The 21,429-nt window shown below is 57.7% G+C and carries 17 protein-coding genes; 5 read left to right on the forward strand and 12 right to left on the reverse strand.

What is annotated here, in order from left to right; translation table 11 throughout:
* Positions 1–40 precede the first annotated feature (40 nt).
* From HP062_RS25470 to HP062_RS25485, 4 genes are read right to left on the reverse strand one after another with little or no spacing between them, the layout of a single operon-like run.
* Positions 41–1,198: a betaine/proline/choline family ABC transporter ATP-binding protein gene (locus HP062_RS25470; RefSeq protein ID WP_172792257.1), complete on the reverse strand. Its 1,158-nt coding sequence runs from the start codon at positions 1,196–1,198 to the stop codon at positions 41–43.
* On the reverse strand, positions 1,195–1,848 hold the full coding sequence (locus HP062_RS25475) for an ABC transporter permease (protein ID WP_010463438.1): 654 nt from the start codon (positions 1,846–1,848) through the stop codon (positions 1,195–1,197). The genes HP062_RS25470 and HP062_RS25475 overlap by 4 nt, the downstream gene beginning before the upstream one ends.
* Before the next feature lie 12 nt (positions 1,849–1,860).
* Positions 1,861–2,754, reverse strand: a complete 894-nt coding sequence (locus HP062_RS25480; protein WP_172792258.1) for a glycine betaine ABC transporter substrate-binding protein — start codon at positions 2,752–2,754, stop codon at positions 1,861–1,863.
* A gap of 20 nt (positions 2,755–2,774) precedes the next feature.
* Positions 2,775–3,491 carry an ABC transporter permease gene (locus HP062_RS25485; RefSeq protein WP_010463434.1) on the reverse strand — a complete coding sequence of 239 codons (717 nt, stop codon included), beginning with the start codon at positions 3,489–3,491 and terminating at the stop codon, positions 2,775–2,777.
* A gap of 364 nt (positions 3,492–3,855) precedes the next feature.
* Between HP062_RS25485 and HP062_RS25490 the strand changes: the two genes are divergently transcribed.
* The 5 genes from HP062_RS25490 to HP062_RS25510 all read left to right on the forward strand — a co-directional run bounded on the left by HP062_RS25490 (position 3,856) and on the right by HP062_RS25510 (position 9,859).
* Positions 3,856–5,439: a peptide chain release factor 3 gene (locus HP062_RS25490; RefSeq protein WP_010463432.1), complete on the forward strand. Its 1,584-nt coding sequence runs from the start codon at positions 3,856–3,858 to the stop codon at positions 5,437–5,439.
* A gap of 377 nt (positions 5,440–5,816) precedes the next feature.
* Positions 5,817–7,202, forward strand: a complete 1,386-nt coding sequence (locus tag HP062_RS25495; RefSeq protein WP_010463428.1) for a DUF6002 family protein — start codon at positions 5,817–5,819, stop codon at positions 7,200–7,202.
* Between the two features lie 14 nt (positions 7,203–7,216).
* Positions 7,217–8,251 carry a hypothetical protein gene (locus HP062_RS25500; RefSeq protein ID WP_256665983.1) on the forward strand — a complete coding sequence of 345 codons (1,035 nt, stop codon included), beginning with the start codon at positions 7,217–7,219 and terminating at the stop codon, positions 8,249–8,251.
* On the forward strand, positions 8,244–9,428 hold the full coding sequence (locus tag HP062_RS25505; RefSeq protein ID WP_172792259.1) for an MFS transporter: 1,185 nt from the start codon (positions 8,244–8,246) through the stop codon (positions 9,426–9,428). Before HP062_RS25500 ends, HP062_RS25505 begins: the two co-directional genes overlap by 8 nt.
* A gap of 179 nt (positions 9,429–9,607) precedes the next feature.
* Complete coding sequence (locus tag HP062_RS25510; protein ID WP_154503056.1) at positions 9,608–9,859, forward strand: hypothetical protein; 252 nt, start codon at positions 9,608–9,610, stop codon at positions 9,857–9,859.
* Between the two features lie 177 nt (positions 9,860–10,036).
* Here HP062_RS25510 and HP062_RS25515 read toward each other — a convergent pair whose 3' ends face one another.
* From HP062_RS25515 to HP062_RS25550, 8 genes are all read right to left on the reverse strand, one after another.
* Positions 10,037–11,017, reverse strand: coding sequence for a peptide ABC transporter ATP-binding protein (locus tag HP062_RS25515; RefSeq protein WP_010463420.1), 981 nt, complete (start codon positions 11,015–11,017; stop codon positions 10,037–10,039).
* Complete coding sequence (locus tag HP062_RS25520) at positions 11,017–11,985, reverse strand: ABC transporter ATP-binding protein (RefSeq protein ID WP_010463418.1); 969 nt, start codon at positions 11,983–11,985, stop codon at positions 11,017–11,019. The genes HP062_RS25515 and HP062_RS25520 overlap by 1 nt, the downstream gene beginning before the upstream one ends.
* Positions 11,986–11,995: 10 nt before the next feature.
* The gene (locus tag HP062_RS25525; RefSeq protein ID WP_370654429.1) at positions 11,996–12,925 is read right to left on the reverse strand and encodes an ABC transporter permease subunit; all 930 of its coding nucleotides are present in this window, start codon (positions 12,923–12,925) and stop codon (positions 11,996–11,998) included.
* 7 nt (positions 12,926–12,932) lie between these two features.
* A complete protein-coding gene (locus tag HP062_RS25530) occupies positions 12,933–13,943 on the reverse strand; it encodes an ABC transporter permease subunit (RefSeq protein WP_038978933.1) in 1,011 nt (336 codons plus the stop codon).
* 72 nt (positions 13,944–14,015) lie between these two features.
* Positions 14,016–15,611, reverse strand: coding sequence for an ABC transporter substrate-binding protein (locus tag HP062_RS25535; RefSeq protein ID WP_077747406.1), 1,596 nt, complete (start codon positions 15,609–15,611; stop codon positions 14,016–14,018).
* 78 nt (positions 15,612–15,689) lie between these two features.
* Positions 15,690–17,108, reverse strand: a complete 1,419-nt coding sequence (locus tag HP062_RS25540) for an OprD family porin (RefSeq protein WP_010463411.1) — start codon at positions 17,106–17,108, stop codon at positions 15,690–15,692.
* A 172-nt stretch (positions 17,109–17,280) separates the two neighbouring features.
* Entirely contained in the window at positions 17,281–18,882 is a 1,602-nt protein-coding gene (locus tag HP062_RS25545; RefSeq protein WP_010463409.1) for an ABC transporter substrate-binding protein, read from the reverse strand.
* 307 nt (positions 18,883–19,189) lie between these two features.
* Positions 19,190–20,815: an ABC transporter substrate-binding protein gene (locus HP062_RS25550; RefSeq protein WP_083375031.1), complete on the reverse strand. Its 1,626-nt coding sequence runs from the start codon at positions 20,813–20,815 to the stop codon at positions 19,190–19,192.
* Positions 20,816–21,429: the final 614 nt, after the last annotated feature.

The following is a 21,429-nucleotide window of genomic DNA, read 5'->3' on the forward strand; positions in this document are numbered from 1 at the left end:
ATCGCCGCCTGGTTATCAAACAGGCGGCGACAGATTAGGGTCAGGCCAGCGCAGTCTCGGCCGGCGAAACAATGCTGGTCTTGCCCCCACGGGACTTGCCGGAACTCAGGTACTCGGCAATCGATTCCTGAGTCACTTCCCCCAGGAACACCCGCTCCGCATCCATCACCGGCAGCCACGAGCGGTTGAACTCGTACATGCGCGACAGCAGGATGCGCAAATGCTCGTCAAACGCCGCCGTGGCGTTGAACTCACGCAAGTACTGCGCGCAAGTCCCTGTCTGACGGTGCAGGTCGCGACGTCGTACATAACCCAGCGCCTTGTTCTCACCATCGGTGACCACCACATAGCGACGGTCCAGTTCGTCCATCAACTCCAGGGCTTCGGCCACCGCGGTTTCCGGGCTGACCGACGGCGCGTTGTCCGCCGCGTCTTCGGCTTTCACCAGCAACAGACGCTTGAGGGTGCTGTCCTGGCCGACGAAGTTGCTGACAAAGTCATCCGCCGGGTGCGCCAGCAGCGTGTCCGGGTGATCGATCTGCAGCAGCTTGCCAGCGCGGAAGATTGCAATCTTGTCGCCCAGCTTGATCGCTTCGTCGATGTCGTGGCTGACCATGATCACAGTCTTGTTCAGCGCCCGTTGCATCTCGAAGAACTCGTTCTGGATCATCTCGCGATTGATCGGGTCGACCGCGCCGAAGGGTTCGTCCATCAGCAACAACGGCGCGTCGGCCGCCAGTGCCCGAATCACACCGATCCGCTGCTGCTGACCGCCGGACAACTCACGCGGGTAGCGATTCAGGTACTGCTTGGGTTCCAGCTTGATCATGCTCATCAACTCGCGGGCGCGGTCGTGGCATTTCTGTTTGTCCCAGCCCAACAGGCGCGGAACGATGGTGATGTTTTCCTCGATGGTCATGTTCGGGAACAGGCCGATCTGCTGGATCACATAACCGATGTTACGGCGCAAGGTCACGGCGTCGAGGTCGGTGGTGTCTTCGCCGTTGATCAGGATCTTGCCCGAGGTCGGTTTGATCAAGCGGTTGATCATCTTCAGCGTGGTGCTTTTGCCGCAGCCCGATGGCCCGAGGAATACGCAGATTTCGCCTTCATTGACGGTCAGGCTTACCGAGTCCACGGCTTTCACATCTTTGCCGTTGCTTTGGAAGGTCTTGCTGAGGTTTTGAAGTTCGATCATTTGAGCAGTCCTTTTGGAGTCAGCGTGCGTTGCAGCCATTGCAGAAGCAGGTCGGCGAAGATGGCCAGGAGACTGACCAGCACGGCGCCGACGATCAGCATCGACATATCGCTGCGGCTGATTGAAGCGAGAATAAGTACACCGAGGCCACCGGCACCGATGGTTGCGGCGATGGTCATGACGCCGATGTTCATGACCACGGCGGTGCGCACACCGGCCAGAATTACCGGCACGGCGATGGGCAGTTCGACCATGCGCAGGCGCTGGCCGAAGGTCATGCCGATGCCGCGAGCGGCTTCGCGAATGCCCGGTTCGACGCCGGTCAGCGCCAGGTAGGTGTTACGCATGATCGGCAGCAGCGAGTACAAAAACACCGCCGTGATTGCCGGCATCGGACCGAGGCCCTGGCCGAATTTCGAGTAGAACGGCAGCAACAGGCCAAACAGCGCAATCGACGGCACGGTCAGCAGCACCGTGGCGCTGGCTTGCAGCGGGCCGGCGAGGGTCGGGAAGCGCGTCATCAACACGCCCAACGGCACGCCCACGAGGATCGCCAATGTCACGGCGATGCCGACCAGGGTGATGTGCTGCCAGGTCAGGTGCAGCACCAGCGGCCAGTCGAGATGGGAAAAGGCGTTCAGAAATTCCATGTCTTTTCCTCCTCAGTTCAAGGGATGCTGGCGCAGAAAGTCTGCGGCAACGGATGAAGGGCTTTCGTGATCGACATCGACCCGCGCGTTGAGCTGGCGCATGGTGGCGTCGTCGAACAGTTCAGCCAGCGGCCTTATTTCTTCCGCCAGTTTTGGATGGGCGTCGAGGTAGTCCTGACGCACAACTGGCGCGGCGGTGTAGTCCGGGAAGTAGTGCTTGTCGTCTTCGAGCAGTTTGAGCTTGAAGGCGTTCAAGCGACCGTCGGTGGTGTAGACCAGACCGGCAAACACCTGGCCATTGCGCAGGGCGGTGTAAACCAAACCGGCATCCATCTGCCGAATGTTCTTGCGGGACAGGTTCATGCCGTAGAGATCGACCATGCCGTCCAGACCGTCGGAACGGTTGGCGAACTCAGTATCCAGCGCCACCAGATGATTGGTCTTGGCTTCAGCCTGCAGCACCGTGTTCAGCTCGCTGATGGTGTTGATCTGCGGGTAAGCCTTAGCGGTGGTTTCCGGCAGGGCCAGGGCGTAGGTGTTGCTGAATTTCGACGGAGTCAGCCAGATCAGGCCTTTTTTCGCGTCGAGTTCCTTCACCTTGGCGTAGGACTGCGCACTGTCGAGCTTCTCGGTGATGTGGTTGTAAGCCACCAGCGAGACGCCGGTGTATTCCCACATCAAATCCAGCTGACCACTTTCGTGGGCGCTTCGGGCCAGGTTGCTGCCCAGACCGCCGGTCACCTGAGTGTCGTAACCCTTGGTGCGCAGGTATTGGGAGGTGATTTCCGCCAGCAGGGTTTGTTCGGTGAACACCCGGGCGCCGATGCGGATGACCGGTTTTTCTGCGGCTTGGGCGATTCCTGCGAACAGCAGGGCGCAGCCTAGAAACAAGCATATTTTTTTCATGAGATTTCCTTTGCCGAGGCTTAAGACGGGCGCAAGCCGCGTTCGAGCCAGAGGCGGCTGGCGAGTGTCACCAGGCCGTCGAGCAGCAAGGCCAGCAGGGCGGTGCAGGCCGCGCCGAGCAGCAGTTGCGGCTGATTGTTCAAGGCGATGCCAGGGAAAATCAGGCTGCCCAGGCTGTTGGCGCCGATCAGGAACGCCAGCGGTGCCGTCCCGACGTTGATCGCCAAGGCCACGCGCACGCCGCCGATGATGATCGGTACAGCGTTCGGCAGTTCGACCCGCCACAGCACTTGCGTCGGTGTCATGCCGATGCCGACGGCCGCTTCCTTGAGGGAACCCTGAACGTTTTTCAGGCCTTCATAGGTGTTGCGCACAATCGGCAACAGCGAGGCGAGGAACAGCGCGAAGATCGCGGGGCCGCTGCCGATGCCGAGGATCCCCAGGGCGATGGCCAGTACGGCAAGAGGCGGCACGGTGTTGCCGATGTTGAAGATCTGCATGAAGCGTTCAGCGCGGCCCACCATGCTCGGGCGGCTGAGGAAAATACCGGCGGGGATGCCCACAACGAGGGCGGCCAGCATGGAGACAAGGACGAGGATCAAGTGAGCTTGCAGGTAAAACAACAAATCGTCGCGGTAATGTTCGATCGTGTTGATGCCAATCCAGTGGACCAGCAGGGCCAGGAGAGCGACGACAACCGCACCTCCTATCAGCCCCTTGCCATAGCGAATAGCCACAGGCGGACTCCTTTTTTCTTTGTCGGCGAACGCAGTCCCGTGTGGCATGCCATTCCTGGCTGCCGGGAAAAACAACGTTCGCGAGAAGCAGCTCTTCATGCTGATGCAACCGCATGAGATCGAGCCATAAGCGCAGCCTCGTCAGGCTAACTTGCAGGTTTTTCAAACCCTGCTACGAGAGCTGTAACAGGGGAGTGGACGTCTGCACCTTTTAAAAGGTTCCATAATTAGCAGCAATTAGCCACCCTTGATCTCCCTTTGGACCTGTCGATCGCCATGGGCGAGAGGGCGAACGGTGGTCCGTGACGGTCGGTTTGCGCTATACTCGCCGCCCTTTTTTGAATCACCTGCCAGGCGATTTCCCATGACCAAACAGGCCGCCGAAGTCGCGAAACGCCGCACTTTCGCCATTATTTCCCACCCCGATGCCGGTAAAACCACCATCACCGAGAAGCTCTTGCTGATGGGCAAGGCGATTGCGATTGCGGGCACGGTGAAATCACGTAAATCCGACCGCCATGCCACCTCCGACTGGATGGAAATGGAAAAGCAGCGTGGTATCTCGATTACCACGTCGGTCATGCAGTTCCCATATCGCGACCACATGATCAACCTGCTCGACACCCCGGGCCACGAAGACTTCTCCGAAGATACCTACCGCACCCTGACGGCGGTGGACTCGGCCTTGATGGTCCTCGACGGCGGTAAGGGTGTAGAGCCTCGGACCATCGCGCTGATGGACGTCTGCCGTCTGCGTGACACGCCGATCGTCAGCTTCATCAACAAACTCGACCGTGACATCCGCGACCCGATCGAACTGCTAGACGAAATCGAAGCGGTCCTGAAGATCAAGGCGGCGCCGATCACCTGGCCGATCGGTTGCTACCGTGACTTCAAGGGCGTTTATCACCTCGCCGACGATTACATCATCGTGTACACCGCGGGCCACGGCCACGAGCGCACCGATGTCAAAATTATCGAGAAGCTCGATTCCGACGAAGCTCGCGCGCACTTGGGCGATGAATACGACCGCTTTGTCGATCAGCTGGAACTGGTGCAGGGCGCCTGTCACGAATTCAATCAACAGGAATTCCTCGACGGCCAGCTGACGCCGGTGTTCTTCGGTACTGCCCTGGGCAACTTCGGTGTCGATCACGTGCTCGATGCCGTGGTCAACTGGGCGCCGAAACCGTTGGCCCGTGTTGCCAACGAGCGTACCGTCGAGCCAGTCGAAGAGAAATTCACCGGCTTCGTGTTCAAGATCCAGGCGAACATGGACCCTAAACACCGCGACCGTATCGCCTTCATGCGTATCTGCTCCGGCAAGTACGAAAAAGGCATGAAGATGCGCCACGTGCGCACCGGCAAGGACGTGCGGATCGGCGACGCGCTGACCTTCTTCTCCTCCGAGCGCGAGCAACTGGAAGAAGCGTTTGCCGGCGATATCATCGGCCTGCACAACCACGGCACCATCCAGATCGGCGACACCTTCACCGAAGGCGAAGCCCTGAGCTTCACCGGTATCCCGCACTTCGCCCCGGAACTGTTCCGTCGCGTGCGCCTGCGTGATCCGCTGAAATCCAAGCAACTGCGTCAAGGCTTGCAGCAATTGGCGGAAGAGGGCGCCACCCAGGTGTTCTTCCCCGAGCGCAGCAACGACATCATCCTCGGCGCCGTCGGTGTGCTGCAGTTCGATGTGGTGGCCAGCCGCTTGAAAGAGGAATACAAGGTCGAGTGCTCTTACGAGCCGATCACCGTCTATTCCGCTCGCTGGATCGATTGCGACGATAAGAAGAAATTCGAGGAGTTCCGGGTCAAGGCCGTGGAAAACCTGGCGGTCGATGGCGGTGGTCACCTGACGTACCTGGCGCCGACGCGGGTCAACCTGGCGTTGATGGAAGAGCGCTGGCCGGACGTGAAATTCCGTGCGACGCGTGAGCATCATTAAACGCTGAGTTGCAAAATCAAAAGCCCCGGTCGCGAAAGCGCCGGGGCTTTTTCATGCCCGACACAATTCCCTGTGGGGGCGAGCCGGCTCGCGATGGTGGTCAGGACGCCACGGGTTATCAGGCGGCCCGCATTCTCGTTGACGTCTTTCGCGAGTGCTGGCCGGACGTGAAATTCCGCAAGGCGGGCGAACGTCATCAAGCGATGAGTCAGTACGCGTATGTCAGGCATTTCTGTAGGCGTTTTTACGGAGTTCTGTAGCTGGGCTCTGCTTTTTACTTCTCTAGTCTTTTACGCGAGACATGGAAGTCGTTGACGTCTAGCTTTCGGTGGACATTTCGCAAGTAGCGACTTTCCACGAGCAGGAGCACAAGACAAATGGACGTAATGAAAACCGATGCGGCTGCACTGACAACCCAACGACCTCTGACTCCCATTTCTGTCATCGAACGTTACTACGATCTGATCGTCAGCAGTGCTCCCTGTTTCGAAGTCAGCATCCGTGACGACGCTTTTGAGCCTTCCATGAAGCTGCCCGAAATGGAGCCGCGAATGCAGGCCTTTCTTTCTGTCGCCACTGCGCAATTTTTTGAGGTGGGCCGTTACCGAGGTATGCCGTTGCGTTTGTTCGACCTGAGGCAAAACGCAAATACTCAAACCACAAAGACCTTTGCCTCGACGTTGATCGTTGCGCGCGCCATTCGCCATATTCAGGATACCGGCGACAGTATTGTGTTGTTTTCCCCCTCATCCGGAAACAAAGCCATCGCTCTACGTGATGCGGTTCTACGGGCACTTAAAAACAAGCTGGTCCACCCAGAGCAGTTACGCATTGTCACGCTGACGCCTGCCCTGACGACTGAAAAGTTGCGTAGATCCGAACTTTACGACGATCCTCGATTGCGTGCTTTGAATCCTGTGTTCGTGCTGGATACTGAGTCGCCGGAAGCAGTAAAGGTTGTTGGTCAACAGTTCAAGGATCTCTTCAATCGTCGTCCATTGGGTGATTCGAAGTTGTGGCATTCCCTCCGGCTCGAGAACTACCGGTTTTCTGATCAAGCCCGGGCTTTTTTTGATTTTGAGTATGGTGACGCCTGGGACACTGACCGCAAGACCGTGCATGTGCATGCTGTGTCGAGTGCTTATGGTCTTCTGGGATATTGCTCAGGTGTGGATGTGATGAAGCGTCACGGGACACAGGTTTCCACTCCGTCATTTTTGTTGGTTCAACATCTCGCAACCAGCGACATGGTTCTGCACTTGCTCGACGGAAATTTTGAGGGTGCTTCTGCTCCACGCTATAAGCAGGGGGCCGACGGTTTATGGGTGCAGTCGGAGTCTGCGCACTTTCCTGCCACAACATGGAGTCCAGACGAAGTACTCGAACACACTTTTTATACACACCTGCCACCTACCGCAGTGGAAATGACTGCGCGGGTCAGGGCCAATGGCGGCTCGGGAATAGTCGTTTCGCTTCATGAGTGCATGCAGCGCTACAGTGAATGCGCTCAATTTCTCGCGAATACGCCCGTCAGCTTGCCAGCCGATCCTCGTGATCTGAAAGAGTGGTCATTGGTGATGGCCATGACAGGTTGCCTGAATGCAATTGATCGACAACTACTTGAGGGTATGGACGGTTGCACCATCCACGCGTCGGGCACCTATTGCGGGCGGGATTTTGAAGGCATTCCCACAGAGGGTTTGTCTTTTATTGATAGTGCTGAAGAGATGATGGAGATCCTTCGCAGCCCTTGTAATCCATGAGCTTTGATCCTCACATGATCAGCAAAGCGCTCTGCCATTTTCGCGTTTATCGGGGCGACTCCAGAGCTGGAGAATCGGCATGCCTGGTTTATGCAGGAGTGGCGGAAGGTTTGGTTTATATCGCACCGTTTGTGGCGCAGTGTTTTTTTGAGAAGCCGTATATAGAGCAGGAAGGAACTCTGGAGTGGCACCAGCTTGAGGGTTTCATAAAGCAGGATCATACCGACTTGTACTTGTTGATGGCTCCCTTGGAGGTCATTCAGCAATACCGGCAGCCTGGCGATATTGTCGGCGTGAGCAGGATTCACCAGCAAGTTGATGTTTCAGCTGGATGGCAGCAGGTACTGAGCCAATTCTCCCATCGAGAAAACAAGCGTCGCACTCAATTGGCCGGACAAGGTTTTGATTTCGATGTGTCGTTTGAAGATAAAGACTTCTTTGCGTTCTATCGGTCGATGCACGTCCCGACAATGAGCGCCCGTTACGGGTGTTTTGCGCGAAGCGTGCCGGAGCAAGCGGCTTATCTCGACTTATTTAAACAAGGCGTGTTGTTTCGAGTTCATTTAAAGGGTGAGTGGGTGGCGGGCAGTATTTCCCAGATTAATGAATCGACACGCACCTTGAATGCGCGGTTGATCGGAGTGAAGGAGGGAGCCGCCGTCTACCGGGCCAATGGAGCGCAGAATTATGTCTACCACGCGATCCTTGAGTGGGCATCCGACCATCCAGCGATTGATTGTGTCGACTTCCAGGGCTGCGAGCCATTTCTGAGCAAAGGAACATTCCAGTACAAGAAACGCTTTGGGACGACGGCAGTTGTTCCTGAAAACGCATTCGGTCAATGGCGGTTGTTGATTCGAACAAGGGCGCTTTGTGTGTCCACCAGACACTTTCTGATCAATAACCCTTTACTGGGGCTGGATGCCGAGGGGCGGTTACAAGCGCAATATTTTTTTGATGCAGAGCATGAGGTTCGCTCGGATATTCCTTTCGCTTCAAAGGGCATCCAAAGCGAAGTAAGGCGCAACCTGGATCAATGGGATGACTGATCGGTACATTTACCCGATTCGGCTCAGTGGCTATTTCTGCCCAATGGCCTGGGTGCTTGCTGCGTTGATTTTTATCAGCCGTTTGAGCGCCATGGTGAAGCTGTTCATGGCGTTGTACCTGCGTCAGGCGTTGGCGTTGCCGATTGAAACCGTTGGATGGTTGTTGTCCGGGTACGGAGCCGGCTTGTTGATAGGGTCGATGGGGGGAGGACTGCTGAGTGAGCATTTCCCGACGGCTCGACTCACTGCCGCGCTGTTTTTTGTTTCAGCGTGGATTTTGGTCTTGTTGGGACTGGTTACAGATGTGCTTTTGTTGGCAGGTCTGCTTCTGTTCAGCGGGATACTTGATGGTGCGATTCGCACCCTTCATCAGCGGTTGATCATGGAGTATTGCGAGGTTGCACAGCGGACTCGCTCGCAGTCATTGAACCGTGTTGCCAGCAATTTGGGCATGGCAGTTGCCGGAGTGGTGGGTGGCGTCCTGGCGCAGACGGATTTTCGTTGGGTATTTTTTCTCAGTGCCGCCATGTCTCTGCTGGCCTTGGTCTGGTTTGTTCGGGCGACACATCAGCGAGATATTCTGAGGCAGGATGAGGACTCCGAGGGGGCTTCAGGTTCTTGCGTACCGTATCGCGACAAGCCTTTCCTCTGGCTGTTGGGGGCCTCAGTCTTGCTCGGTCTTGCCTTTGAGCCGGTCTACAGCATGTTGGGCAACTATTTACTTGATTACTATCGGTTGGGTGCTGAAGTCATTGGTTGGCAATTTGCGCTCAACGCAGTGCTGGTGGTGGTACTGCAAATCCCGATATCTCATTGGAGCGAGCGATGGAGCGCACGCTGGCGGCTGCTGGCAGGCAGCATTTTGCTGGCCTGCGGGCTTGGCATGTTGCCCTTGGGCGCCGGTGTGTTTTATCTCTGCCTCTCGACCGCTATCTGGACGCTTGGCGAAATTCTCTTCATGCCTACTTTGAACGTGATGGTCATGAAGCGCGCACAAGCGGGAAAAAGCGGGCACTACTTTGGTCTTTTCTCAATGTGTTGGAGCGCGAGTGTGCTGCTTTCTCCGACGCTTGGAGGCCACCTTTATGGCCACTTTGGTGGGCATAGTGTCTGGCTTGGGTGTGCGGCCTTGGCGATCTTGTCCATGCCACTGGTTTGCCAGGCAACTCGCAGATAGCTCGCGTAATTTAGCTGATCTGGTTATAGGCATTATTCAAATCCGTTCTCCCCACCCACTGCATTTCCCGCGCATCGTTAGAGTCCTATCTGGAGAACCCAACCCGCCCCATCGGGACCGGATGTCTACCAGTGCCGTCGGGCCACCACGTTTCACCTGCGATAAGGATGGAATCAGCCATGAGCATTTTTCAACGCATTGTGTTGTTGCTGAAAGTTTGGGTACTGCTGTTGGTTGGCATGTCAGCGGCCTGGGCGGAATGCCCGGACCATGGTGAGCAGGCTTCGAGTGGGCAGGTGACGCACACTGGGCTGATGATCGCCGCGTCCGAGTCGGAGCCAGGCGACCAAGGGCAGGGCGGCAGTGCGGACGACGATGATTCGACCACTGATGAACCGGACAGCGATGATGAAGGCGACAGCCAGACATAAACCGCAGGCAAATGAAAACCCCTTCTTTCCCGGCTGATGCGCAGCCGGGGCAGAAGGGGTTATTGAACAGCTCACCTATTGCTGTGGGAGCGAGCCTGCTCGCGAAAGCGGCGTGTCAGTCGACATTGATGTTGACCGGGTTAACGCCTTCGCGAGCAGGCTCGCTCTCACATTTTTTTATGCCGCGCCGTCGAGGAACTGCTCGGCGTAGTGGCAAGCCACCTGACGGCTGTCGAGCAGGCGCAGGGCCGGCTCTTCGGTGCTGCAGCGCTCGGTCGCGTAAGGGCAGCGCTTGTGGAATGCGCAGCCGGACGGCGGGTTCAGCGGGTTGGGCAGTTCGCCGACGATCTTGATCTTCGGCTTGTTCGGGTCCGGGTGAATGGTCGGGGTGGCCGACAGCAGCGCCTGGGTGTACGGGTGCAGAGGACGCTCGTAGATGTCGTTCTTCGGACCCATTTCCACCGGGCGGCCGAGGTACATCACCATCACGTCATCGGCGACGTGTTGAACCACCGCCAGGTTGTGGGAGATGAACACGTAGGCGGTGTTGAACTCTTGCTGCAAATCCATGAACAGGTTGAGCACCTGCGCCTGAATCGATACGTCCAGCGCCGAGGTCGGTTCGTCCGCGACCAGCACTTTCGGTTGCAGCATCATCGCGCGAGCGAGGGCGATCCGCTGGCGCTGACCGCCGGAGAACATGTGCGGATAACGCTGATAGTGCTCAGGACGCAAGCCTACCTGCTTCATCATCGCCTGTACTTTCTCGCGACGTTCCGAGGCGCTCAGGCTGGTGTTGATCAGCAGCGGCTCGGCGAGTTGATCACCGACTTTCTGCCGAGGGTTCAACGAGGCGTAAGGGCTCTGGAACACCATCTGCACGTCTTTGCGCAGTTGTTTGCGCTGAGCCTTGTCGGCGCCGGCGACTTCCTGCCCGGCGATTTTCAAGGAGCCGGAGGAGGGCTCTTCGATCAGCGTCAGGGCGCGGGCCAGGGTGGATTTGCCGCAGCCCGACTCACCTACAACGGCGAGGGTCTTGCCGGCTTCCAGTTCGAACGACACACCGTTCAGGGCGCGCACGGTCGCATGGCCCTTGAACAGGCCACGGGACACTTCGTAGTGACGGGTCAGGTCGCGGGCGGTAAGTACGACGGCCATTACGCCACCTCCTGATTCAGCGGGTAGAAGCAGCGGGCGAGGCTGTTGCTTTTCGGGTCCAGGGCTGGACGCTGGGCGCGGCAGCTGTCTTGCACATACGGGCAGCGTGGCGACAGCAGGCAACCCTGCGGACGGTCATAGCGACCGGGAACGATGCCCGGCAACGTGGCCAGGCGCGTGGCACCCAGGCTGTGTTCCGGAATCGCCTTGAGCAGCGCTTCGCTGTAAGGGTGTGCCGGAATGTCGAACAACTGAGGAACCTGACCCACTTCAACCGCCTGGCCGGCGTACATCACGCACACACGCTGAGCGGTTTCGGCCACGACCGCGAGGTCGTGCGTGATCAGCACCAGGCCCATGTTCTGCTCTTTCTGCAACGCCAGCAGCAGGTCCATGATCTGCGCCTGGATCGTTACGTCCAATGCCGTGGTCGGTTCGTCGGCGATCAGCAGTTTCGGTTCGCCGGCAATCGCCATGGCGATCGCAACACGCTGGCTCATACCGCCGGAAAGCTGATGCGGGTAGGCGTCCATACGACTGGCGGCGCCCGGGATTTCCACTTTTTCCAGCAGTTCGATGGCGCGTGCGCGGGCCTGCTTGCCGGACATTTTCAGGTGCAGGCGCAGCACTTCTTCAATCTGGAAGCCGACGGTGTAGCTCGGGTTCAGCGCGGTCATCGGGTCCTGGAAGACCATGGCCAGGTCTTTGCCGACGATTTGCCGACGCTGACGGTTGCTGAGCTTGAGCATGTTCTTGCCGTCGAAATTCAGCGCGTCGGCGGTGACGATCCCCGGGTGCTCGATCAAGCCCATCAGCGCCATCATGGTCACGGATTTACCGGAACCCGACTCGCCAACGATGGCCAGGACTTCGCCCTTGTCCACGGTAATGTCGAGCCCGTCGACCACCGGAACCGCGTTCTTGTCGCCGAAGCGAACGTTGAGATTCTTGATTTCTAACAGTGACATTTGAATCTCCTCAGGCGGCGTTCTTGAGTTTCGGGTCCAGCGCATCGCGCAGACCGTCGCCCATCAAGTTGATTGCCAGCACGCTGAGCAAAATGGTCAAACCAGGCAGACTTACCACCCACCAGGCGCGTTCGATGTAGTCGCGAGCCGAAGCCAGCATGGTGCCCCACTCAGGGGTTGGCGGTTGTACGCCAAGGCCGAGGAAGCCCAGTGCCGCGGCATCGAGAATCGCCGAAGAGAAACTCAGGGTGGCCTGAACGATCAGCGGCGCCATGCAGTTGGGCAGCACGGTGACGAACATCAGGCGTGGCAGACCGGCACCGGCCAGACGCGCGGCGGTCACATAGTCGCGGTTCAATTCGCCCATCACCGCAGCGCGGGTCAGACGAACATAGGACGGCAACGAAACCACGGCGATGGCAATAATGGTGTTGATCAGGCCAGGGCCGAGGATGGCGACAATCGCCACCGCCAGCAGCAGGGACGGCAGGGCCAGCATGATGTCCATCAGACGCATGATGGTCGGGCCGAGCAGTTTCGGGAAGAAGCCGGCGAACAGGCCCAGAAGGATGCCCGGAATCAGCGACATCACCACCGACGACAAGCCGATCAGCAGGGACAGGCGCGAACCGTTGATCAGGCGCGACAGCAGGTCGCGACCCAGTTCATCGGTGCCGAGCAGGAACTGGATCTGCCCACCCTCCAGCCAGGACGGCGGGGTCAACAGGAAGTCACGGTATTGCTCGCTCGGGTTATGCGGAGCAACCCACGGCGCGAAAATCGCACAGAAAATCACCAGCAGCATGAACATCAGGCCGGCAACGGCGCCTTTGTTCTTGGAAAACGCTTGCCAGAATTCTTTGTAAGGGGACGGGTACAGCAGGCTTTGATCGACTGTTACCGCTTGATTTTGAGTTGAAGCTGGAGTGGTCATGGTCATGATGATCTCAGCGCTGGTGACGAATGCGTGGGTTGGCAAAGCCGTAGAGGACGTCCACGACGAAGTTCACCAGAATCACCAGGCAGGCGATTAACAGGATGCCGTTCTGCACCACGGGATAGTCCCGTGCGCCAATGGCTTCGATCAGCCATTTGCCGATGCCGGGCCAGGAGAAGATGGTTTCGGTCAGAACCGCACCGGCCAGCAATGTGCCGACTTGCAGGCCGACCACGGTCAATACCGGGATCAGCGCGTTGCGCAGGCCGTGAACAAAAACCACGCGCGACGGCGACAGGCCTTTGGCGCGGGCGGTACGGATGTAGTCTTCGCGCAGCACTTCGAGCATCGACGAACGGGTCATCCGCGCAATCACCGCCAGCGGGATGGTGCCGAGCACGATGGCCGGCAGGATCAGGTGATGCAGGGCATCAAAGAACGCACCGACGTCATCGGCCAGCAGCGTGTCGATCAGCATGAAGCCGGTCCGCGGCTCGATGTCATAGAGCAGGTCGATCCGCCCGGACACCGGGGTCCAGCCCAGGGATACCGAGAAGAACATGATCAGGATCAGGCCCCACCAGAAGATCGGCATCGAGTATCCCGCCAGGGAGATGCCCATCACCCCATGGTCGAACAGGGATCCTCGCTTGAGTGCCGCGATCACCCCGGCCAGGAGGCCCAGGATGCCGGCGAACAACAGCGCGGCCATGGACAGTTCCAGGGTCGCGGGGAATAGAGAGCTGAACTCGGTCCAGACACTTTCACGGGTACGCAGGGATTCGCCAAGGTCGCCGTGGGCCAACTTGCCGATGTAGTCCAGGTACTGGGCATACAGCGGTTTGTTCAGGCCAAGGCGTTCCATTGCCTGAGCGTGCATTTCGGGGTCGACCCGACGTTCGCCCATCATCACTTCCACGGGGTCGCCAGGAATCATGCGAATCAACGCGAAAGTCAGCAAGGTGATGCCGAAGAATGTGGGGATCAATAACCCCAATCGGCGGGCAATAAAACTAAACATCTTGTGTGGTACCTCATCAGCCGGTTAGGCGTGCCCGGCATTCCTGGGTCAGGAATGCCGGTAGTTTCTTATCTACTTCACCTGGGTGGTGGCGAAGTTATTAGTGGTGAGGGGGCTAATGTGATAGCCCTCTACGTTGTTGCGCATTGCGGTAAACATACGGGTGTGCGCCATGTTGATCCATGGCTGGTCCTGATTGAAAACCTCCTGGGCTTGCTCGTAGAGCGCTGCACGTTCCGCCGGGTTCACTTTAGCCCGTGCCTGGTCAATCAGGGTCTGGAATTTCTCATTGCACCAGCGCGCGTAGTTTTCGCCGTTCTTGGCGGCTTCGCAACTCAGATTAGGCGTCAGGAAGTTGTCCGGGTCGCCGTTGTCGCCCGCCCATCCGGCGGAAACCATGTCGTGCTCGCCGTTTTTGGCGCGTTTGAGCATTTCACCCCATTCCATGACGCGAATGTCGACCTTGATCCCGACCTGGGCCAGGTCAGCCTGCATCATCTGCGCGCCGAGCATCGGGTTCGGGTTGGTCGGCCCGCCGCCGTTACGGGTGAACAGCGTGAAAACAGTGCCCTCCGGCACGCCCGCTTCCTTGAGCAGGGCACGAGCCTTGTCCAGATCACGTGGCGGGTTTTTCAGCTCGTGGTTGTAACCCAACAGGGTGTCCGGGTACGGGTTGACCGCCACTGTTGCGTTGCCTTTGCCAAACAGCGCGTTGACATAAGCCGCCTTGTCGAACGCGATGTCGATGGCCTTACGCACACGCACATCGCTCATGTATTTGTGCGAGGTGTTCATGGCGATGTAGGAAACGGTCATCGCGTTCATCTCATCAACCTTCAGGTTGGTGTCTTTCTTGATGCTCGGGATGTCATCCGGTTTCGGATACAGCGCGACCTGGCACTCGTTGGCCTTGAGCTTTTGCAGGCGCACGTTGTTATCGGTGGCGATGGCCAGGATCAGCGCATCAGCCGGTGGCTTGCCACGGAAGTAGTCCGGGTTGGCCTTGAAGCGAACCTGGGCATCTTTGTTGTAGCGCTGGAAAACGAACGGGCCGGTGCCGACCGGTTTGTTGTTCAGGTCGCCGGTCTTGTTGGCCTTGAGCAACTGGTCGGCGTACTCGGCTGAGTAGATCGAGGAGAAGGCCATGGCGACGTCCGCCAGGAACGGCGCTTCGCGACGGGTCAGGGTGAATTTGACGGTGTTGTCGTCAACTTTCTCGACGCTTTTCAGCAGTTCCTTGAAGCCCATGCTTTCAAAGTACGGGAAGCCCACGCTCGACAGTTTGTGCCATGGGTGGTTCGGGTCCAGCTGACGCTGGAAACTCCAGACTACGTCGTCGGCGTTCATGTCGCGGGTCGGCTTGAAGTATTCGGTGGTGTGAAACTTGACGCCTTTACGCAGGTGGAACGTGTAGGTCAGACCGTCCTCGCTGATCTCCCAGGAGTCGGCCAGTGCCGGAATCACTTCAGTGGTGCCGGGCTTGAAGTCGGCCAGACGATTGAAGATGGTTTCGGCCACCGCATCGGCTGTGACTGCAGTCGTGTACTGGACCATGTCGAAGCCTTCCGGACTGGCTTCGGTGCAGACCACCAGGGGTTTGGCCGAGACGCCAACAGCGACACTCAGCAACGCGGCTGCAATGGCCGCACGTAGGGGAAGCATTTTCATCAAGAACCCTCTGCAATCGGTTAAAGGACAAAAGCCGAACGGCCGATTCGTCACTGAATCAGCCGTTCGGCAGGTGTATTACAGAATGTTGAACGGGATGGTGGTCACGAGACGGAACTCGTTGAGGCTGCCATCCGCCTGGTTATCACTGGCGCGGTGAGCGGTGTAGGTCGCGCGGATAGCCGTGGCCTTGAGCGGGCCGCTCTGTACGGCGTACGAAGTACCAATGCCGTATTCATAGTGGGTTTCGCCGTCCATCGACTGCACGCCGTCGTAACCGCCGCCGGCATAGTGAGTACCGTCGATGCCCCAGCCACGAGCCTGGTAGATGTTGAACTTCAGGCCTGGAATGCCGTATTCAGCCATGTTCAGGCCGTAGGCGATCTGGAAGGATTTCTCGTTCGGGCCGTTGAAGTCCGACAGCAGGGAGTTGGCCAGGTAGATGCCGTTGGTTTCGTGCAGGTAGTCGAAGTACTCGTTACCGTTCACTTCCTGGTACGAGAAGGTCAGGCTGTGGGCCTGGTGAGTCAGGCCCAACGACAGGGAGTAGGTGTCGTTGTCGATTTCGCCCAGCAGCTTTTTGCCTTCGTCGACGGTTTTGTAGTAATTCAGGCCGGTGGTCAGGCTCAGTACCGAGCTGTCACCCAGAACGTGGGTGGCGCCGAAGTAGTACTGGTTCCACAGGTCTTCGGCCTGGGTGCCCCACAGGCTGGTGGTCAGGCTGGCGAACGGCGTGTAGGTGATACCGGCGGTGTTGACGTGATCGGCTTCAGCGGTACCGTCGCCGTATTCGGAACGGAATTTGCGCTGGCTCTGTTCGGTACGCGGCGAGTTACGGTCAAAGGTGGCGATGTCGAAAGTCAGGTTTTCCAACTCTTCGCTGTGCAGACTGACACCCTCGAAGCTCGAAGGCAGTGGACGGTTGCCGATGACATCTACTTGCGGGCTGCTGAAGTTCTGGCGACCGGCAGTCAGTGTGGTATTGGAGAAACGCGCCTTGACGTTGGCCAGGCCCAGTTTGCTCCACTGATCAACAGCGTCACCGCCATTTTCAGTCAAAGTACGGTTGTTGCCACGGCCGCCACGACCTGGCTCGGGAGCACCACCGTTACCGGATGCGAGGTCTTTGCGATCGCGGTCCAGAGCAATGGCGTTGTACGCCGCCACTTCGGTGCTGAAACCGACAGTACCCTCGGTGAAGCCCGAGTTGTACTTGATGATCGTGCCTTGAACCCAGTTGATTCGACGGTCAGTCGTACGAGTCTCACCATTTTTACGATAGTTGAGCGTCGCGCCCCGCTTGAACGACTCATTCGCATACCAGTTACGCGTGGAACCGGTGATCGATTGGCCTTCAACAAAGCCGGTGGCTTCGCTTTGGGCGCTTTTCTCTTTCACGGTAACCGGGGTGAAAGCCTGGCTTTGGGTTTCTGCGTAAGCCGAGGCGGTTACGCTGCTGATGGCCAGGGCCAATAACGCGGTGCTGCTCAGTTTCATGGGTGAAGCTCCTTACTTTCTTTTTTTTAATGCCGGTCTTTTTTGGTGATCCGGCTATTTGGTTTAGAACTCATACAAGGCTTCGCAAACGTTTGCTTTATGCCGGATTGGCGAATTACGGCAATACGTTTGCGTGAGGGCGCAATGCGCCCCCAGCGTTCTGGCTAATCGGTTATTGGTCGATACTGACGCCCGAGAACACGTTACGACCGAATGGACTCACCTTGAATCCTTCGATTTTGGCGCTCAACGGCTGGTTAACCGTCGAATGGGCGATAGGCGTGATCGGCACTTGTTGCTTGAGGTAGTGCTGCGCCTGTTTGTAGAGCACGGTGCGCTGGTCGCGGTCGGTGACGACCTTGGCCTGCTTGATGAACTTGTCGTAAGCCGGATCGCACCACATGGAGTAGTTGTTGCCACCAATGGCGTCGCAGCTGTAAAGCGTGCCGAGCCAGTTGTCCGGGTCCCCATTGTCGCCGGTCCAGCCAATCAGGCTGACGTCGTGTTCGCCATTCTTGGTGCGCTTGATGTACTCGCCCCATTCATAGCTGACGATCTTCACTTTGAGGCCGATTTTTGCCCAGTCAGCCTGGAGCATTTCGGCCATCAACTTGGCGTTCGGGTTGTAAGGGCGCTGAACGGGCATCGCCCACAAGGTGATTTCGGTGCCTTCTTTCACGCCGGCAGCCTTGAGCAGTTCCTTGGCTTTTTCCGGGTTGTAGGCAACGTCCTTGATCGTGTCGTCGTAGGACCATTGGGTCGGTGGCATGGCGTTGACGGCCAATTGACCGGCGCCTTGGTAAACGGCGTTGAGAATGCCCTGCTTGTTCACCGCCATGTCCAGCGCCTGACGCACTTCGAGCTGGTCGAAAGGCTTGTGGCGCACGTTGTAGGCGATGTAGCCCAGGTTGAAGCCGGGCTTCTCGATGAGCTTGAGTGCCGGGTCGTTCTTCAACGCGGGAACGTCGGCGGGGCGCGGGCTCAATGTGATCTGGCACTCATTGGCCTTGAGCTTCTGCACCCGCACCGACGCGTCGGTGTTGATCGAGAAGATCAGGTTGTCGAGCTTGACCCGGCTCGGGTCCCAGTACTGCTTGTTGCCGGTGTAGCGGATGTTGGAATCTTTCTGGTAGCTCTTGAAGGCGAACGGGCCAGTGCCGATCGGCTTCTGGTTGATGTCGCTCGGCTTGCCTTCGGCCAGCAGTTTGTCGGCGTATTCGGCGGACAGAATAGCGGCGAAGCTCATGGCGATGTTCTGGATGAACGCGGCGTCGACGCTGTTGAGCGTCATGACCACGGTCAGCGGCCCGGTCTTCTCGACCTTGGCGATGTTCTTGTTCAGGCTCATCCCGTTGAAATACGGGAACTCGGTCGGATAAGCCTTACGGAAAGGTTGTTGCGGATCGAGCATGCGATTGAACGTGAACAGCACGTCATCGGCGTTGAAATCTCGGGTCGGCGTGAAGTACTTGGTCGTGTGAAATTTCACACCTTCGCGTAGGTGAAAGGTGTACTTGAGGCCGTCCTCGGAAATATCCCAGCGAGTGGCCAGGCCGGGTACGACGTTGGTGGCGCCTTTTTCAAACTCTGCCAATCGGTTGTACAACGGCTCGGCGGCATCGTTGTCGGTCGATGTCGTGTACTGCGCAGTGTCGAAGCCAGCCGGGCTGCCTTCGGAGCAGAACACCAGGCTGTTATTGGCGGCCTGGCTGATGGAAGTGGCGGCCAACAGGCCGGTGCCCAGCAATGCGGATAAAACCAAGGTATGGCGCATGACGCTCCCTTTTCTTGTTCTCTAAGTGTCTTCAATGAACCGCCGTCCCGTCCGCGGACGTGGAGGCATCACTGAGTTCAAACCATGCCATGCAGCAAAACCGAGAGCCCACGCATGAACTGGTCAGATCCCGACGGTATGAGCCGTGGGTCCGGCAGTAAATGCGTAGAGTCCGAAAGACTTGTGGGAAAAGGCAACGCATCCGACATCACGATGGTCATCCGTGACGGAATTGGATGTAGGCGTTTTCCTACTTTCTCGGCAGATAAAACAACGGCGACGTTAAATACGTCGCCGTTGCAGAACCTTATTTGCTGACGCTGACGCCGTAGAAGGAGTTCAAGCCAAACGGGCTGATCTTGAAGTCCTGCACGTTGTCGCGCATGGGTTGGAACACCGTCGAGTGAGCGATAGGTGTCATTGGAACAGCGTCTTTGAGGACGTGCTGCGCCTGTTTGTACAGTTCGGTGCGCTTGCCCTGATCGGTCGTGCGCTTGGCCTCTTTGACGATGCCGTCGAACTTCTTGTCGCACCACTTGGAGAAGTTGTTGCCCTGCAGCGAGTCGCAGCCGAACAGCACGTTCAGCCAGTTGTCCGGGTCACCGTTGTCGCCGCTCCAGCCAATCAGCATCGCGCCGTTTTCGCCGCCTTTGGAGCGCTTGATGTACTCGCCCCACTCGTAGGTCACGATCTTGGCCTTGATACCGATCTTGGCCCAGTCGGACTGCAGCATTTCAGCCATCAGTTTGGCGTTCGGGTTGTACGGACGCTGTACCGGCATCGCCCACAGGTTGATCTCGGTGCCTTCCTTGACGCCGGCTTCCTTGAGCAGCTCTTTGGCTTTCTCAGGGTTGTACGGCGCGTCCTTGATGGTGGTGTCGTAAGACCACTGGGTTGGCGGCATGGCGTTGACAGCCAGTTGACCAGCACCCTGATAAACGGAGTCGATGATCTGCTGCTTGTTGACGGCCATGTCCAGTGCCTGACGCACTTTCAATTGCGCCATCGGGTTCGGCTGATCGCTGCCCTTGATCTTGTCCATCACGTTGTAGGCGATGTAACCCAGGTTGAAACCAGCCTGGTTAGGCACCTTCAAGGTCTTGTCTTCTTGCAGCGCCTTCAGGTCGGCTGGACGTGGGAACAGAGTGATCTGGCACTCGTTCTTCTTCAGCTTCTGAATACGCACCGACGGGTCGGTGGTGATGGCGAAGATCAGGTTGTCGATCTTGACGTCGTCAGGCTTCCAGTAGTCCTTGTTCCCGGTGTAGCGGATGTTGGAGTCTTTCTGGTAGCTCTTGAACACGAACGGACCGGTGCCGACCGGCTTCTGGTTGATGTCGGCGGCCTTGCCTTCCTTGAGCAGCTGGGCAGCGTACTCGGCGGACTGGACGGAGGCGAAGCTCATGGCCATGTTCTGGATGAACGCGGCATCAACTTCTTTAAGGGTGAACTTGACGGTGTGGTCGTCGACTTTATCGATCTTGGTGATGTTGGTATCCATCCCCATGTCGGTGAAGTACGGGAATTCGGTCGGGTACGCTTTGCGGAACGGGTCGTTCTTGTCAATCATCCGATTGAAGGTGAACAGCACGTCGTCGGCGTTGAACTCACGAGTCGGCTTGAAATACGGGGTGGTGTGGAACTTCACGCCTTCACGCAGGTGGAAGGTGTAAGTCAGGCCATCATCGGAGATGTCCCACTTGGTTGCCAGACCAGGAATCACGGCGGTGCCGCCACGCTCGAACTGGGTCAGGCGGTTGAACATGGTTTCTGCAGAGGCGTCGAAGTCGGTTCCGGTGGTGTACTGGCCTGGGTCGAAACCGGCCGGGCTGCCTTCGGAGCAGAACACCAGGTTAGTCGCAGCGGATGCGAAAGGTGCGGAGGCTAACAAGCCTGCGCCGACTAAAAACGGAATGACCGCGTGTTTAAGCATGTTGGCCTCATGATTTGTTGTCATTTTTGGAATTAGAGGACGACCTCGTGAGCCGTGCCTGCGGATACTTATGCAGGGGCCATACCCATTGCAAGATCCAGAGCGACCACAGGCGTTAAACGGTGGCACGAACGTACCTTAATGTCGCATATGTATAAATTCATGCGCATTTGACCGTTTGCGCAGGGTTTTTTCGGTGCATCTGGCGCACCGCGACGGGGCAATCGGCACGACTTTCGCACCCGGTTGGAGCGAGGTGTTACTTATTTATACCCATCTTTGATGGGCGTGGATGAGAGGTGTGGGCGTGAATGAGATTGAGTTGTAGTTGGGTGGGTAGGTGTTTGTTGTTTAAAGGGTTGTTGTGTCTGTAGGGGCAGATTGTTGCGTTACTGTCTGGCAGTGGACATCTGGGGGGATGATTTGGATCCGGGAGGTGATTGGAGGCTACTTGGGCGTGGTGAGGTAGTACCGGGGGTGCAACCTTTTTGCCGCTAGCGGTAGCACTATTGGCTTTTTCAAAGTGTTGAACGTCTTGTAAATGAGCATTGTGACGGGTACATATCCATTCCTTCGGTAACGGCGGCTGGCGGTTTCGCCCTTACGGCGAGGCA

It is taken from the genome of Pseudomonas sp. B14-6, from assembly GCF_013260315.1.
Taxonomy (GTDB): domain Bacteria; phylum Pseudomonadota; class Gammaproteobacteria; order Pseudomonadales; family Pseudomonadaceae; genus Aquipseudomonas; species Aquipseudomonas mandelii.